Below are 16880 nucleotides of genomic sequence, written 5' to 3'. Positions count from 1 at the left end.
TTTTTAATGTCTATTGAAAACGATCGGTATTGTAGAAATGGATTATTTGCTTGTTTAGAAAATCAAAAAGATCAAGTGAAATACGATAATGGGTAATGAAATCATACTGACTAGTGCTAATAAAATTAGCGAAACTATATGTATGACCTCAATTCTAAAGAATACAAGTTCTTGTCCTCACAACAAAAAAAACCGCGATATTCGCGGTTCCCTATGTATATATGTTGTCCTTCAATAAGCCTGAGTTTCCAAATGCAGTAGTATTTTGGCCCTCTACCCACTTAACGTTTGGAGTAACCGTAATTAACATACTCTCCACTTCTCCCGTTATCTGTTAGGACATCATTAAATTCTGCTGCCGAGAGCAGCAGCTTTTGGACAGATTGTCAGCTGGAATATAAAGAGCAATAGGTATGAGCAAAATTCCCCGCAAGCAAATCCTCTTTACGAATATAAAATTGCAGTTCTCCGGCATCCCACCAACAGAAGCCCACCTCATCATCCGAATCGATGGCTAGCAGCAGCAAGGTATCGCGAATCTCCTGCTCAGCCCGTTCCGAGCTGCCGCCAAAATGAGCAGTGATTTGCTGTATTGCTTCTTCGGGAGAGTAGGTGTATTCCTTCCCTGTTAGCATCATTAAAGCGGCCTCATATTCACAATCTCCGTGCTGGGTGGCGGGATAACCGAACATTACCGCCAGATCGTCACTATCCATGCCATACAGCTGGAAGCACAGCTCTTCATAAGCTTCGAAATCATGCTCATCGTCTTCCACCTGTTCATCATCCACATATGCATAGTTGGGAGGTTCAAGTGACGCCCTTGCTTCAATGTGATAACCGGTATATTCCTCTTCGAGCGTAGTCAATTCTGGAGAAGGGCGCCGACGGGCTTCAACAATTTGATCTTCTTGCAAAAACAGAACCCGATGCTCAATGTTATAGGCCGGCTCATCCACACCTATAAAGAAATATAACATCCCGCTAACCGGAAGTAATGAAGAATCATCATACTGGGCCAAATCCCCCAATTGTAGCTGAGCCAAAAAAGTCATCGCCTTTCCCTCGGAATCCTGCGGCCATTCAACATGCGGGGGAAGATCCGGATCTCCACCAATTCGGGAGGTACAGGCTTTACCGTAGTCAGCCAATCCCTGTTTGGATAATCGAATACCTTGTCGTGTATGTTCCATTAAATATTCCACAGCATGACCAAATTGATGCTCACTGATGATGTGCTGTAACTTTTTCTTATTTTGTTCGTTTAACTCCATGTTCTTTAAACTCCTCCTATGGCTTCATATACTAAAAACATTGACAGAACCACTTCAATAAAATGCAAAAATCATATCTATAATTGTCTTTCTATGATTTCATCTTTTCTCTGATTACTGTGTGCCCAAATTACAACTGGGATAAGCAGCAGAGAACTGAAACCTCCTGCAAGGGAGAGGATCGTAAAGTTAGCATGTGCAACGACCATACCGGACAAAGCTCCGCCAGATGCCCCTGCCAATGCAACCAGAACATCAACCGTTCCTTGTGTTTTTGCACGAATGTCTGGCGGCGTTGCATCAATGATCTGCGCTGTACCGCTAATTAATCCAAAGTTCCATCCGAGTCCCAGTAGCGCTAGAGCGACGATAAGCAATACCATTGAATCGGGCGGTGCCCATGCGGCAAAAATCCCTGCTAAGAGAAGCGTAATTCCTGAAGCGTATGACATAATCGTTCGTCCGAACTTGTCTACAAGGATACCGGTCACAAGGGAAGGAAGATACATAGCAGCGATATGAATGCCAATTACCAACCCTACCTCGCGTAAACCGTGTCCGTGATCCTTCATGTGGACAGGTGTCATCGTCATGATTGCGATCATGACGATTTGAGTTAACACCATGACGGTTGCCCCGACAATGATTCCCCTGTTATTGAAAGCCGCAGGCTTGATATTTGTTTCTGTAACGTTGTTCTGGCTTGCTTTCTGTGCTTCAGCTATGGCTTTAGAAACGACAAATGGATCTGGGTAAAGCAATGCCAAAAGCACTAGACCAGCTAAAATGTAAGCTGCTGCCGCTAGTATGAACGGACCCGCCAATGTAGGAATACCAAATGACGAAGCGAATCGACCCATGACATCTACTAAATTTGGACCCGCAACAGCACCAAAAGTAGTAGATACCATCGCAATGCTGATCGCTCTTGCTCGTTGTGTGGATTTAGCCAAATCGGTACCAGCATAACGTGCTTGTAAGTTTGTAGCCGTACCAGCACCATAGATCAGCAGCGAAACAAACAGCAGCGGAAGACTGTTAGCGACTGCCGAGATCACGACTCCGATTGCACCAATGCCACCAGCGAAAAAGCCTGTTGTTAGTCCTGCTCGACGGCCAAAACGTTGAGAAAGTCGTCCTACTAGAAGCGCTGCCACGGCAGAACCTAGCGTGATAAGAGCCGCAGGAATCCCCGCATAGCTGTTCGTACCCAACATTTCCTGAGCAAGGAGCGCGCCGACGGTTACGCCTGCTGCAAGTCCAGCTCCGCCAAAGATTTGAGAAAGGACAACGATAATCAAAGTCTTTTGATACAGCTGGCGTTGTTTTTCAGGCGAATCAATGTATTTTTGTAGCGAATCTTTTCGACTTTTTAATTTCACTTCAACAGTAGTGATATCCGACAAATGTTAAAACCACCTTCTTTTACAGATTGATTGAGTCATAAACTTCAGGCATGATTTGGCCGAGTTGGTGATAGGTGTTGCACACATATCCATCTGCCAACAGTCATAACTTGAAGTACCAAACAAATTGTGTGGAGGTTAGATCATGTATATTGAAGTCGAAAAAGATGTGCGTATCTTCGTGCAGGATATTAACCCGGGCCCCGGAAGCAGACCTGTTTTTTTCGTTCATGGCTGGCCTTTAAATCATAAAATGTTTGAATATCAATACAACATATTGCCGGAATATGGTTTCCGTTGTATTAGTATGGATATTCGCGGTAATGGACAATCCTCGAAGCCTTGGGGAAGCTATTCGTATGATCGTTTGGCGGATGATCTTTATATCGTTTTAGAAACTCTACAGTTGGAAAATACCGCTCTAGTTGGTTTTTCTGTAGGCGGAGCCATCTCCATTCGCTACATGTCCCGTTATGGTGGATGTCATATTACAAAATTGGCATTAGTCGATGCTGTTACTCCTTCCTTTGTTAAAACTCCCGATTCTCCTTACGGGGTTACGAAAGAGCAAGCTAACGCCCTTATCAATCAAATGTACGTCAATCTGCCAAAGTTTCTGAACGATGTATCTTTAATGTTTTTCAATCGAAATCTGGGCCCCGCTACATTGGATTGGTTTGTTCACCTTGGGTTTCAATCTGCTTCGTACGCGCTTATTAAAATATTGCAAGAAGCGGCAAAAGATGATGTAACCAAGGACTTAAGTCAAATTCATGTCCCTACGGCAATATTTCATGGAGTTCATGATCAACTGATCCCATTCAAAAGCGCCCAAATTACTCAGCAGCGGATCAGAGGTTCACAGCTATATCCTTTTGATAACAGCGGTCATGGATTGCCGATCGATCAAGCAGATGACTTCAACAAGGCGTTGATGCATTTTATAAACGCTTGATTTTTACTGAATTATAAATTGATGCTACACTTCATCACTGTTTTTCACTATATTCTTTCTTCGTCATCGCTATACTCATATAGTTTTACAAAATCAAAATTGGATGAGCTTAGTAAGTCATTAAGATATTTTTCTTGTTCTTCGATAGGTACATGATATGGTGGTGCTACATCTTTTAGATTTGCAAACAATACCCACCCTACATTTTCATTAGGAAACTTACATTTCCCTTCTAAATCTGTATTTGGGTATATTTCTACATATACTTGCTTTTCTTTATTTAAATTCCAATAAAAATATTTATAAATAAATGGAAGTCTTGCATTTAACATACCTTTATTATTGCTTTTTGAGAAGGTTCTATTAAGTGGTTCCAAAAATTTATAAAGAGCATTCATCAGTGCCTTTTCATCCTTACTTGTGCATAAAAAACCGTACTCGATCATTTTATTCATCATAAATCCTCCACAAGAAATGATTAATGCATTTAATAATCTTATCTAATGGATCGGCCCCAACTCAACAAACATTTCCCGTTAATGCAACGAGAACAAATCATTTTCTTGCTAAATACAAATCGATAGTATCATAAATATATAACACATCACCAAAACGTAAAATCGCTTCTCTAATCTCGTTTTCAAATAATACTCTTGTACTTGATGGCATTGTTCTATGGTCTGAATATGTATTTAATAAGGCAATATAGTCAGTCGAAGAAAATGTTCTTGTTAAATGATATAACTTGAACACAATTTCTCTAAATCCATATGCCTGAATTGTTTTCTTTCGATAATTATATCTTTCAGTATCATGCTCCACAATTTTGGCACTGGAAGGTCTATATTTTTGATATATGCTTTGAATATTCTGATGTAACTCATCATTTTCTCGTGATACAAATGGACGGTCGCTCTGGTATTCACGACGTCCGACGGATGTGTCCGGCTGATCTGCTTCCCTGCCAAAACTCCTGCCGAACCTGGGGCGTAAGCCCCGCAGTGTGAACTAACAGGAAAACAAAAACGTTTCTACACACAAGCACATGTGTTGTACTTCATTGTTTTAGAAAATTATTTTTCATTCTGAAGAATCTTTCTGTATTCAACACCATGAATATGCAGAAGCATTTTTCGCTTTTCTAATACTTCAAAAAAGTTCAACATATCACCAAATGGATTTTCGAAATATTGAATCAAGTGTTTAAGATTCTCAGTTGATTCCAAGAAGTTGTAAAAAAAATAGGGGTCAACGTTTCCAATATCGTCTGTACTCCCGAGAGAAACTTCCAATTTTTGCCCAGTTTCTAAATTCTCAAACATGCAATGCTCTCCATGAACATCAAAGTACCAATTACCGGTTAAATATTCTTCACCGTTTAGTAATTCCGCATTTGAAAGTAAGTAGTAACCTCCTTTTATGATCTCTGATTTTTCAGGCTGGTTAGTTTCCGATATTAATTTGTCAATGAGTTCTTGCGCAATTACTTTATAAGTGTCCATTGCTGCCAATAATTCATCCATCGTTTCTTTTGTTAGCGAGTTCATACATTACCGCCTTCAATACTATTAATATTTTTTAGATAAAGTTTTTTTAAAGCCCTTCTACGAATCCGAGAGGCTTAAAGGAGCGCCAACGACTGGGTCCGACGGACTTAGCCTCGCAGGGTTGTTCGCTGAATCAACCTCTCTGCTTACCACTTCTTATGAACCAAGGGCGAAGCCCGCAGCTTATATGAAGTATCATGATATCCCTGAGATTCCCACACTAGTTTTTAATTTTTGTATATCATTTCTTGAAACATAAATGTACCCACCACTATAACCTGGTCCTAATGACTCTATTTGAATCAATTCATCCTCGTAATTGTCTTTTATTAATGTATGACGACCAATAATTCTGAAACGATCATTCATTAAATTAGGGTATAAAAAGCGGTTTTCTTCCTTCTCCTTTAATCGGTATAATTGTTCATTTGTTACTTGATTCAATATTTCTATACTTTTTTGTTCGGCAAGATTCAATAATTCAATTCTATGACTATTTCCTTCTAGTTTAGTTATAAGATGTCGTGCCGTTTCGAAATTCATCACTACCCTTCCTGAAGTTTCAAATCCAACTGGCAACGATACATACTCTTTAATTCGAGCGATAACAAACACAGTATATGTATTCGTATTTTCCCAATACCAAGAAGCTATCGGTATTCTATACGTGTCTAGTATAAGACCAGCTTCTTCAGTTGTTTCACGGTCGAGTGCTGTATTAAGATCTTCATTATCTTCTAATCTTCCGCCTACAGTAGTTAAAGTTTCTTCATTAATATCCCATACAAAAACAACTGATCCATCATCAGTAATTGGTATACTATGAATCCCTGCTATTTTCTTGTCTTTTGGAAATTCATTGATAGGTTTCAACATTCATATACACCTCTTTTTCGTGATATTTCAGATAACGTTTCGCATTCCTTAGGAATAATTTCTATTAACCTTTATTATGTCAATTTCTTTATTAGATAGAGTGCAACATCATCATCTATTATTACTGTATCTCCACGTTCAATATATCGGTGACTATTATAGATTCCCTTACCATCTGGAATATACCCACGCTTTGCATACAAAATTTGTGCATTTCCATAATCCGAAAATAATCCAACTCCAATGCCCACAATCTCAGATCGTTCTTTAATAATATTTTCCGCCTTATCCATCAATTTAGAGCCAACACCTTGACAGCGATATTTGATTAAAACATTAAAATCATTTATCTCTGGGATTCCCTTATCTTTAAAGGATGGATAGTATGAATTCCATAATATATTTACATAACCTGCGAAAGTATTATCTACTTCAGCAATTATCGAAACTCTATCGCCGTTTTTTTGTTCCTCAAGATAGTTAAGATACAAATCAACGGGCTTATTCCATCCTTGTTCTTTAAATGATGCTGAAATAACTACCGGATCATGCTCATTCAATTCTCTAATATGGATATTCATATACTTTCCCACTTTCATAAGTTATTTACGAATCTATTGTTTTGTGGGGGATTTCTTATAACGTTTCCACATCTACGACGCGCCCCGGCCTTAGATAGCTCCTATTTTAGGCCGGGGCGTATGTTGACATCATCTATCCTTAATACCTTCCCTCTAAATGTAATGGTGAGTGACGTTGTTATTAACTGTCCATCATAATAAATTTTCATTGCTACTACGTCTCACTCTCATTAATGGATCCCTGCGAATATGAATTACAAACTCCTGATTTGAAGTTTGGTATACCAAACTCCCAGGCTCAGCATGAAAAAATGCCTTATTTGCTTCTTGATCTGAAATAGAGCGGATCGGCGCAACTTCATCAACTATTTTCTATTGCCTTCCTCATGATAATCAAGGATGGAAACCAGAACAAATTGGTCAGGGAACAGTTTTCTTACTTTTTGCCATTTCATTTGTTCTTCCTCCTTCTATTTCTTTTTAACAGCCCTTGTTTATTGTAATTTTATCATATTTGTCGTTCCGTATTATCTAACGTTGTTGTATCTACGAATCCCAGAGGCTTAGAGGAGCGTAAGCGACTAGGTCCAACGGACTTAGCCTCGCAGGGTTGTTCGCTGAATCGACTTCTATGCTCTACATTACTTGCGAACCGAGGGCGGAGCCCGCAGCGTAGATACTATGTTAGATGATGTTAGAGCCTCTTCGAAAACACTAAAAACAGTATTAATTCTCCGTTATACATGAACAAATCATCAAAATGTTCCCATCAGGGTCCTTGAAAGAAAAATCAGATAGATCTGGGTATCTTGCAATTTCTGTTACAATCTCTGTTCCTATACTCTTAACAAATTCGTAAGCTTCATCTATATCTTCAGTGCTTAGATTAAATAATGGTTGATTTGATGGAACAAATTTATATGCTTCATCAAAACTATGATTATCTAATGTTAGTCCAGGTCTATTCTTACCCATAGGAAATGTATGAATCGGACCTTCAAATTGAATATCCTCATTGAATTCGATTGCCAAAAGTTTCGAATACCATCTTACAGATTCCTTCAGATCTGTTACATGTAAAAAAACGGTATCAATCCGATTAATAATAGGACTTTTCATGTTTATTATTTCCTCCCTAATTTTCTTATTACTGAATGCATTGCGTTGATTTCCTATAACGTTGTTGTATTCACGAAACGACCCAGCCATAGATAGCTCTTATCTTAGGCTGGGTCGTTTGTTGTCTGAACTACTTTCATGGTTATATATCTCGACAACCAAGGGGCGGAAGCCCCGCAGCGTGAATATGATGTTATAGGATGTCGGCGCCTCCTTCGAAATAACCAACATCATCATTTGCTTAACTATAGTATCCGTTAGTTTTAATCAAGTGTTCGAAATTGAAATTAGGAAAATCGCTTATACTATATGTACTTTATTCCACTATTGTAAAGCTTTCTTCACCCTCTCTAATAGGCAGATCAATTATAGTCATTTTCTTTACAGACGCCCGTTTCAATGACCGCATGCAATTGATCAGAAAATCAATATGCGACTCTTCCCCTTGTAATTCTGCTTCCACACTTCCATCTTTTAAATTTCTTACCCATCCAGTTAATTTCATTCTTCGAGCAATACAATATATTTCCAAGCGAAATCCTACCTTTTGCACCCTTCCAGAAAAAGCTACTTTTTTTCTGACTATAATGCTTGGTGTAAATTTTGGAAACTTAACACGATTTGCATGCCAAATTACATATTCATTTCTTAATTTCTTAAAAACACTCATTCTTCCGCAGACTCCTTTTTATTTCTATTTTTTCCTTTTGGATTATTGAAACATACCACCTTCAATTAACGACCCGTTAGTTAATTCAACAATTAATTTAAATAGGTTTTGATTTTTTTAATTATTTGCGTTGATTTCCTATAACGTTCTCTGTGTTCCCGAACCCTTACTGCCTTAAGCCCCAAGGGCGGCCGCAACGCGGTTAGGCAGTGCAGGGTTGTCTACTGTTTATGCTTCCTCGAAATTCCTCTGGCAGACCAAGAGGCACCAGCATCACAGCGGGAACACGATGTTTTATGAAGGAAATACCTTCTTCGAACTGCTAGAAAGTCACGGTTTCTTTAGTTGTTGCCCATTGTATTTGTGGATTTGATTCATTATTAGCCGTTATTGTTCCAACTAAAATATCATCAAGATTTGGATTCTCTAAATAGTGTTCAATAGTAAATTTAATAATCTTTGACATATGTAAATTTAATAACTCATTCTTATGTATCCAATATAATTCCCCTTCATCAGAAGAGATAAAGTTCATGTGCTTTGTTTCTCCAAAATATACGTATTGCTGTCGGATTTCCCCACAGTTATTCTCTATCAGTATGTATTTCAATTTAAAGTTTTTAATCTCACTCTTTTTAAATCCCGTTTCCTCTTCAATTTCTCTATAGCTGGCCTTCATTGGAAAATTTAGTTCTTCATATTCAAGATGTCCTCCAATCCCTCCCCAAAATTCAAAATTAAAGAGCTTACTTCTTGCTTTTTTCATCATCAATACTTTGTCATCGTTAATTAAAAATGCAGTTGCCATTTGTCTTACTTCCATGAATACCTTCCTCTGCTCTAAAATATTAATCTTTGCATTTCTTTCATATAACGTTATTGTATTCACGAACCCGAGAACCATAAGGCAGCTTCAGCTGCCGGCCGCGACGCGGTTAGGTTCGCAGGGTTGTCGCCTGAATCCGCTTCTTCGAAATGCCTCTCGCGACCGAGCAGCCGTAAGGATGATATGAGTGAATGCAGTGTTATCTGATGTCAGAGCCTTCCTTGAAATAGCCCATAAACCGTTCTCATTTGTTTATTAGGATTGCTTCATTATCTAATCTTGTCATTATTTCAAGAACTGTTTCTTCAGGTGTCATATTTGATGAATCGATCCACATTCCAATTCTAGGTGTTTCATTTAGTAAAACACTATTCAATGCTTCAACTGTCCAAACACCATATCCTTTCTTCGATCTAGTAGCCTCTCTATATGTTACGGTGTGCGTACTTGGACAAAGAACGACTACATATAATGGGCGGTTACGGACGTATGATATGAAGTCTTCTAACAACGGACCAATTACAACATCTTGAACTATTACAGAAAAACCTGCTTCAAAATAGAGATCTGCGGTTTGTGCTGCGAATCTATATCGAAGTTTCAATTGTTCCAACTCAACCTCTTCTGCATCCGGGTTTATTTCTCTTCGATTATTAACAATCATTTTACGAAAGATATCCCCTCGTAAATGAACTGAGTTCTCAAGGCGTTCGGCTAGTATCTGCGCCACTGTCGACTTTCCACTTGCCATAATGCCTGTAATTAAAATGATCTTAGGATGTTCATTTAACATATTACGTCACCGCTTTCAATTTCAATTTGATATCAATGCACTGATTTCCGATAACGTTTCGCATTCCTGACGTCCAAGCGGCTTAAGGCAACAAAGTTGCCGGGTCGTCAGACTTAGCCGGTTGGATGTGTCGTCTGATTTAACTTCTCCGAAAATCCTCTCGGTGACCGAGGAGCGCTAGCGACGACGCAGGAATGTAATGTTAGCTGATGTCAACGACCTCTTCGAGTAACCTAGTACAAGTTCTTTATAGTTTAGTTTAACTTTAGTTTATATATAATCTCGCCATCTTGGTTCTCTTTATCTTGATTGACAAATCCTAATTTCTCGTAAAGCTTTCTAGCATGATTATTACTTTTTTCGATTGTTAGAGAGATTACTTCGCATTGTCTGTGCATTTCCTGAATGAATTCTAATATTCTTTTAAGAGATTGTGTTCCTAATCCCAGCCCTTGATATTCCTTGTCTATTTGAAAACCACCGATCCAGTAATTATTCGTACTATTAGGTGTATAGGAAAGATAAAAAAATCCGAATGTTTTATCATCCTTGCACAAAATATATGGATCAAAAGCCTCATCCCACGGTTTTATATAAGCCCATGCTAAAGATTCGATAACAGAAGGTACAAGCTTCTCTTGTGATTTGAGTAAAGATATCGAGTGAGCTTCTTCCCAGTTATTTTTATCAATTGGTTCTATGCGAATTAGATTCATTTTTTATATTCCTTTCGATTTTCCATTACAATTTCGTTGATTTCAGTTAACTGTATGTTTACGAACTTCGCTAATAACTCCATATTATGTGTATTCCTGAACTTCGTAAATACCCAATCTACTGTAGGATTAGGATAATACAATTACCTCAAATTTTATTTAGTTCTGTTCATGTCAAAGTTTTAAACCGCAATAAAATATAAAAAGAGCCGATTACAGCTATCGACTCTCCATTTTGCTTACCAAATTCATTTATTCATTTATAATTATCCCATTTCATGAGATTTTACGACTAGCAAGCAGCAAAAGAAATGAGATTACAATAATAGCGGCTGTCCAAGCCCAAGCTAGCGGAGTGTTGCCAGAATCTACCGCAACATAGATCGCAGTTGGAATCGTTTGGGTTTTGCCTGGAATATTTCCCGCAATCATTAATGTAGCTCCGAATTCACCTAGACCACGTGCAAAGCCTAAAATATAAGCGGTAACAAGTGAGCGAAAAGTTAACGGTAGTGTTATGTACTTGAATACCTCCCATTCGTTCGCACCTGTCGAGCGGGCTGCATCCTCCAAGTTCTGATCTACGGAAGCAAATCCCACTTTCATGGTCTGATAAACAAGAGGAAAGGAAACAACGATAGAGGCAACAACGGCAGCCCACCAAGTAAATACAATAGGTGCGTTAAAAAACCATTCTATCCACTCTCCAATCCAACTTCTCCGTCCTAACATAACAAGTAATAAAAAGCCAACTACTGTTGGGGGGAGCACCAACGGCAGCATAAATATCGTTTCAACAATAATCTTGCCTTTAAATGAGCGGCGGGATAACCACCATGCGATTGCTACCCCAATGATGATAACTACTATGCTTGATAACAAAGCTACTTGTAATGAAAGCTGAATAGGCGACCAAAAATCATGCGAATTGAATGATGCCACGATTAGTCAGGCACCTTAAATCCATATTTGGTAAATACATCAAGTGCTTCTTGCGATTGCAAATATGTGTAAAAATTTTCGGCTTCCTTATTATTTTTCGTAGCTTTGATAATACCAATCGGATATTGGATGGTGTCATACGTATTTGGGTCAACCGCAAAAGCAACCTTAACTTTATCAGATGTTAGCGCATCTGTCTTATATACAAAACCCGCATCCGCATTGCCGGTCTCTACATATTGAAGTACTTGTCTAACGTCTTTTGCCTGTACGGATTTAGCTTGCAAACCGTCCCATAGCTTCGCGTTCGTGAGCGCTTCCTTGGCATAGTTGCCAGCAGGCACGCTTTCCGGTATGCCAATCGCAACGTTTTTCACTTCCGGCTTGGTTAGATCTGCTATATTTTCAATCGGCGTTTTTCCGTCTACAGGAACAACAACAACAAGCTCATTATTCAACAAATTAGCTTGTTGATTCGCATCAATCAATTGTTTTTCAACAAGGGCTGTCATATTCTTAACGGCAGCCGACAGGAACAAATCAGCCGGTGCTCCTTGCTCAATTTGTTGTTGCAGCGCACCGGATGCGCCGAAATTGAAGTTCAGTTTAATGTTTTGATTTTTAGATTCATAAGTCTTCTGAATTTCCATCAAAGCATCCGTCATGCTTGCTGCAGCCGAAATAGTTAGTTCAACCGTTTCGACGGGTTGCTCACTAGAAGCTGGTGTACTTTCTGTTGGAGTAGCAGTACTCGTATTGGTATCGGAATTTGTCTTTTGTGCAGCACCACAACCGGTAAATACCAACATCATAACGAAAACGAATGATAATAACGTATAACCTTTAACAAATTTGAACATAATCCCCCTCCTTAGTTATCATCAATTATAACTAATTATATCTAAATAGAATTATAACTAATTCATTTCTATTGTAAATGCTGTTAGCAAAATGAATACATCCGAATATGGTACAATGAAAATAATAGTTATAAATAGCATAATAAATAAGGAGGAGCATAATGTTCATCGATGTTTCGTATACGACCGAAGAAATTGCAAAGTTGCTGAAAATTTCCAAACTGACCGTATATGATCTAATTAAAAAAGGTGAATTGCCCTCATACCGTGTAGGCAAACAAATGCGAGTGGATCATGCGGACCTCGAAGCGTATAAGCAAAAACATAAAGGACTACAAATAAACGAGCGTCCAACGAATACAGATCGTACAAAGAGTTCACATATGCAAGCTTCCATTACTGGGCTCCGCCCCGTAGTTATAACAGGCCAAGATCCCAGTCTCGATATTTTAACAAAACATTTGGAAAAAAATACGGTTGGAATACGGCCGCTACGCGCATATGTCGGAAGTCTTGATAGCCTCATATCAATGTATCGCGGTGAATCCGATATTGTCAGCACGCATCTCTTCGATGGCGATACAGGTGAATACAACCTACCTTATATTAAAAAGTTACTCATTGGATCCTCCTACACCGTCGTCAATTTACTCTCCAGAAATGCAGGATTGTACGTTCAGAAGGGTAACCCACTACAACTAAAGGAATGGTCTGATCTAGGGAATCAATCCTTGCGAATTGCAAATCGTGAGAAAGGTTCCGGAGCTCGTGTATTGTTAGATGAGCAACTTCGTCTACATGGCATAAAGTCCAAACAGCTTATCGGTTACGAGCAAGAACATACCAATCATCTTGGCGTAGCCTCTAAAGTGTCATTAGGTGAAGCAGATGTTGGCGTAGGCATAGAAAAAGCGGCGGTTATTGTAGGTAATATCGATTTTATACCATTGATTCAGGAACGTTATGATCTTGTCATGATGAATACACCAGACAATCAAGCATGGATCCATTCGTTGCTCGGTATTCTCAGATCAAAGGATTTTAAGAAAGAGCTTCAATCCATTTCAGGCTATGACTTATCACGTACTGGCGAAATATTGTTAGAAACGTAGAATTGTCGTTGAGCAGCATCCACACTTTACCCGCCAATTTGCGACATTCGGCGCGACGTCGGCGTATGAGTAGTCTGCTCATCGGCCCCTCCAGCTTTGTAATTATCTGCAGGACCGCTCCCTTGCAAAGAAGAAGCCGTGGAGTAAGTCCACTGTCTCTCTGCGCAGAGGCGGTAACGAAAATTAAATAAGCTGCCTCTGGTAGCGTACCAGAAACAGCTTTCAGTTTAGAGCTTTTTATTAATGTCTATGTACAGGAACTTGACCAGTTAGTTGTGATAAGCTTCTATGTCTTTTTCTTATGTATTGGGCAAACCTTATCGTAAATAACGGATCTCATATTCACAATGATCATCTCCGCTTACGTTGCACAGAACTTCTCGCACAGATACCTTGTCTTTCCATATTTTATTGATAGCCCCCTCCAACATGGCCCCTTCCAAATCACAGACCATCTTCCCTTCCATCACCGGAAGTCCTATGCAGAAACATTCCTCAACTGCGATCCGAAGCTTATGCTCATCCTGATATACAATTTTCGGAATACCAATCTGAAGCTCTTCGAACAGAACCAAGATATCCTCTAATGTAGATACAGGCAGTGATTCTCCTATTTTGCGACCAATTGTAACGGTAGTTCCCTTCCCGCCCATTGGTAGAGCTTGATGTAAACCAATCAACCGAATTGCCCGGAACAACTCCAGTGGCACCTGAGTTCCCAGCTTCTTCCGACCGATTAACTTCATGTCCTCATATGTAAATGCCTCTTTCATGCCTACTCCGCCTCCCTTTGTTTACTTTATTGGGTACTGGTACAGTTTAACATTTCACTATGGCAAGAGAGTGATTCTGCGCACATCTATGAATAACAGTGAGCCCAATCACTATGTGCCAACCCCCAACATTAATGAATCAAATACAAATAACCCATAAGATGACTCACTTTCTTGTAAAGTGTCACCTTACGGGTCATATTTAACATCAGAATATTAATTAAGCAAAAACTTGAACTATAAATGCATTTTCAAGAACTCAAATACCTTCCGCTTCTGGTAGCCGCTTACGGCATGTCCCGTAAACGGATATATGTTCAGAATCTTCTCGGATGAAATACGGTTGTACGCCGCGAACACAGTCTCCGGCATGCACACGGTATCCTTCAGCCCGACGGACATCATCACCGGAATATCGATGCGGTCAGCCAGATGGAGTATATCGAAGTAGCTCAGCGTCGTCAGCACGGCATTCAGATGTTCCGGAAACCGGTTCAGGAACTCGGCCGCCTCCGTTAGAGATCCAGTTGAATTCAACAACCCGAAGTCCATGTGGCACATGTTCGGAATATTCGCCACAACGATGGACGGCGTATCGCTTATAGCGGCTGCCAGCAGGCTTATGCCTCCGCCCTGACTGTCACCGGTCACGACGATCCGCGACGCGTCGATCTCCAGTTGTGAGGCCACCCATTCGATCGCCTTCATAGCATCAACTGCGACGGCTTTGTAATAACAGGTGTCCTTGTCAAGGATCCCCTGCGTTATCCAGCCCTTCGTCATCCCGTATTCGCTGTCCATCTGGTTGCCCGTCTCCCCGCCTTGTCCGCGCACGTCTACGGCGAAGACTGCGTATCCCAACATGAGCCAATCCGCATACTGCTCTGGATAGCCTTTGCCCCCCGTATATCCGTGGAAGAGCACTACGCAAGGCAAACTCCTCTCCATCGTAAACTTCGGTACGATATACCAACCCTTCAGCGGCGTGTTATCATATCCTTCATACGTAACATGATAGACGTCCATTGCCGGGAACGGCGTCTCCGTTTGTACCCGTACGCCAACACACGGGCACTCCTTCGCCTCCTTGATTGTCCGGTTCCAGAACTTAGTAAGGTCTAGCGGCGCCGCAACATCCGGGTTATATCGATACAATTCCTCGATTCTTTTTTCTATTGCGTTCATAAGCTGTTACCTGCCCTTTCACTTCATCTTGTTTACCATATTCCCACCATACATCATTCCGATTCGCCGCGCTATCCCGAATGCAAAAATAGAGAAGCTGCAAGCTCAACTCCTCGATTTCATCATTACGAGAGGTACAAACAATCCGACAAAGACAGCGCATAGGAAATACGGAAGATTCACTTGAAACGAATATAGGATGGTCTCTTTCGCCATAAGTGAGAAACATTCTCATTGTATCTTATGAGAATTTTGGTGTAAGTACAAATGTGGCACGGGAAATCAGACTGAGATCGACCATTCCTGACTCTAAGGAATGGTCGGCATATTTTTGTGTTTAAAGAACTTAGTGTATATTTTAGTTAGCCAACACCTATTAAAACTACGATAGAATTGTAGAATACATAAGAGAATAACGAACAGTCATGAAAATGGTATCTTGTAAAATAAATATAGGGTGATGCCATGTGTCTCATTATAGGTATGCATTCCTGATAATTAATAGGAGAAACGATGGATAAAATCGCTTACTTGTCACAATTCAATCTGCTGCAGTGCCTTTCTTTGGAGGATTTAAGAGAGATGGACCGAATGACCTCCATTACAACCATTCCAAAAAACAAATATATCCAAACGCCGAGTTCTTTCACAGAAGGATTATACTTTATAAAAAAAGGAAAAGTTCGTATTTACAAACTGAATACCGATGGCAAGCAGTTTACCTTGGATATACTCAATGAAGGGAATGTATTTGGCGAACTGTCCGGGATTTCTTTTGGCACAAGAGAAATGTTTATTGAAACACTAGAAGAATGCGACATCTGTCTGATGGATAAATCTCGGTTTGAGACTTTTTTAATCGATCATCCCCGCTTTATGATGAATTTGCTTCAAATGATGAGTGAACGAATTGTCAATATGAACCATTTAGCTTATAGTCTGGCTCTCGGTAAATTACGAATAAGAATTTTACATGTTTTGATTAAGCTTGCTGACCAGTTTGGAACTGGATCCAGCGAAGGTTTTGTACAAATCGATCTCTCTGTATCTCACCAAGAAATTGCTAATATGGTCGGCGCAACCCGGGAAGCGGTGTCCTCAATATTACAAGATTTTGTGAAAGAAGAACTGATCCAAACAAAATATAAGACCATCAGTATTCATAGAGAAAAGCTGATACGAGAACTAAATCGGGATTGATCTGTAAACTGCATTACAGTTTTTGCTGAATCCGGTTATGTATAG

The 16880-nt window shown here is 39.8% G+C and carries 19 protein-coding genes and 1 pseudogene; 3 read left to right on the top strand and 17 right to left on the bottom strand.

Going from position 1 to position 16880, the window contains the following annotated elements; genetic code table 11:
• Positions 1-386: 386 nt before the first annotated feature.
• On the bottom strand, positions 387-1274 hold the full coding sequence (locus B9N86_RS12340; protein WP_208919478.1) for a YwqG family protein: 888 nt from the start codon (positions 1272-1274) through the stop codon (positions 387-389).
• Positions 1275-1351: 77 nt separating this feature from the next.
• A complete protein-coding gene (locus B9N86_RS12335; protein ID WP_244563055.1) occupies positions 1352-2680 on the bottom strand; it encodes an MFS transporter in 1329 nt (442 codons plus the stop codon).
• A 145-nt stretch (positions 2681-2825) separates the two neighbouring features.
• Between B9N86_RS12335 and B9N86_RS12330 the strand changes: the two genes are divergently transcribed.
• Positions 2826-3635, top strand: a complete 810-nt coding sequence (locus tag B9N86_RS12330; protein WP_208919477.1) for an alpha/beta fold hydrolase — start codon at positions 2826-2828, stop codon at positions 3633-3635.
• A 47-nt stretch (positions 3636-3682) separates the two neighbouring features.
• Here the strand turns inward: B9N86_RS12330 and B9N86_RS12325 are convergent, their stop codons facing one another.
• From B9N86_RS12325 to modA, 13 genes and pseudogenes are all read right to left on the bottom strand, one after another.
• On the bottom strand, positions 3683-4093 hold the full coding sequence (locus tag B9N86_RS12325) for a hypothetical protein (protein WP_244563054.1): 411 nt from the start codon (positions 4091-4093) through the stop codon (positions 3683-3685).
• Between the two features lie 97 nt (positions 4094-4190).
• Positions 4191-4457 carry a hypothetical protein gene (locus B9N86_RS12320; RefSeq protein ID WP_208919476.1) on the bottom strand — a complete coding sequence of 89 codons (267 nt, stop codon included), beginning with the start codon at positions 4455-4457 and terminating at the stop codon, positions 4191-4193.
• Between the two features lie 251 nt (positions 4458-4708).
• Positions 4709-5182 (bottom strand): DUF6896 domain-containing protein, encoded by a 474-nt coding sequence (locus B9N86_RS12315; protein WP_208919475.1) that lies wholly within the window; start codon positions 5180-5182, stop codon positions 4709-4711.
• A gap of 195 nt (positions 5183-5377) precedes the next feature.
• A complete protein-coding gene (locus B9N86_RS12310; RefSeq protein ID WP_208919474.1) occupies positions 5378-6058 on the bottom strand; it encodes an NUDIX hydrolase in 681 nt (226 codons plus the stop codon).
• Positions 6059-6132: 74 nt separating this feature from the next.
• Entirely contained in the window at positions 6133-6657 is a 525-nt protein-coding gene (locus B9N86_RS12305) for a GNAT family N-acetyltransferase (protein WP_244563053.1), read from the bottom strand.
• A gap of 174 nt (positions 6658-6831) precedes the next feature.
• A pseudogene (locus tag B9N86_RS12300) lies at positions 6832-7094 on the bottom strand (hypothetical protein).
• 271 nt (positions 7095-7365) lie between these two features.
• Complete coding sequence (locus B9N86_RS12295; protein ID WP_208919473.1) at positions 7366-7758, bottom strand: VOC family protein; 393 nt, start codon at positions 7756-7758, stop codon at positions 7366-7368.
• A 316-nt stretch (positions 7759-8074) separates the two neighbouring features.
• The gene (locus B9N86_RS12290) at positions 8075-8428 is read right to left on the bottom strand and encodes an acylphosphatase (protein ID WP_208919472.1); all 354 of its coding nucleotides are present in this window, start codon (positions 8426-8428) and stop codon (positions 8075-8077) included.
• Between the two features lie 322 nt (positions 8429-8750).
• Positions 8751-9317 (bottom strand): NUDIX domain-containing protein, encoded by a 567-nt coding sequence (locus tag B9N86_RS12285; RefSeq protein WP_244563052.1) that lies wholly within the window; start codon positions 9315-9317, stop codon positions 8751-8753.
• 181 nt (positions 9318-9498) lie between these two features.
• Complete coding sequence (locus B9N86_RS12280; RefSeq protein WP_208919471.1) at positions 9499-10047, bottom strand: AAA family ATPase; 549 nt, start codon at positions 10045-10047, stop codon at positions 9499-9501.
• A gap of 254 nt (positions 10048-10301) precedes the next feature.
• On the bottom strand, positions 10302-10763 hold the full coding sequence (locus B9N86_RS12275; RefSeq protein WP_208919470.1) for a GNAT family N-acetyltransferase: 462 nt from the start codon (positions 10761-10763) through the stop codon (positions 10302-10304).
• A gap of 276 nt (positions 10764-11039) precedes the next feature.
• Positions 11040-11705 carry a molybdate ABC transporter permease subunit gene (gene modB, locus B9N86_RS12270; protein ID WP_208919469.1) on the bottom strand — a complete coding sequence of 222 codons (666 nt, stop codon included), beginning with the start codon at positions 11703-11705 and terminating at the stop codon, positions 11040-11042.
• Between the two features lie 2 nt (positions 11706-11707).
• Positions 11708-12565 carry a molybdate ABC transporter substrate-binding protein gene (gene modA / locus B9N86_RS12265; RefSeq protein ID WP_208919468.1) on the bottom strand — a complete coding sequence of 286 codons (858 nt, stop codon included), beginning with the start codon at positions 12563-12565 and terminating at the stop codon, positions 11708-11710.
• Positions 12566-12726: 161 nt separating this feature from the next.
• Between modA and B9N86_RS12260 the strand changes: the two genes are divergently transcribed.
• Positions 12727-13677: a helix-turn-helix transcriptional regulator gene (locus B9N86_RS12260; RefSeq protein WP_208919467.1), complete on the top strand. Its 951-nt coding sequence runs from the start codon at positions 12727-12729 to the stop codon at positions 13675-13677.
• A gap of 317 nt (positions 13678-13994) precedes the next feature.
• Here B9N86_RS12260 and B9N86_RS12255 read toward each other — a convergent pair whose 3' ends face one another.
• Complete coding sequence (locus B9N86_RS12255; RefSeq protein ID WP_208919466.1) at positions 13995-14450, bottom strand: V4R domain-containing protein; 456 nt, start codon at positions 14448-14450, stop codon at positions 13995-13997.
• A 237-nt stretch (positions 14451-14687) separates the two neighbouring features.
• A complete protein-coding gene (locus tag B9N86_RS12250; protein WP_208919465.1) occupies positions 14688-15635 on the bottom strand; it encodes an acetylxylan esterase in 948 nt (315 codons plus the stop codon).
• 513 nt (positions 15636-16148) lie between these two features.
• Between B9N86_RS12250 and B9N86_RS12245 the strand changes: the two genes are divergently transcribed.
• Positions 16149-16835 (top strand): Crp/Fnr family transcriptional regulator, encoded by a 687-nt coding sequence (locus tag B9N86_RS12245; protein WP_208919464.1) that lies wholly within the window; start codon positions 16149-16151, stop codon positions 16833-16835.
• Positions 16836-16880: the final 45 nt, after the last annotated feature.

Source organism: Paenibacillus uliginis N3/975 (genome assembly GCF_900177425.1).
GTDB lineage: Bacteria > Bacillota > Bacilli > Paenibacillales > Paenibacillaceae > Paenibacillus_AQ > Paenibacillus_AQ uliginis.
The sequence above is the reverse complement of the archived record's forward strand: the minus strand, read 5'-3'. Positions and strand labels throughout refer to the sequence as shown.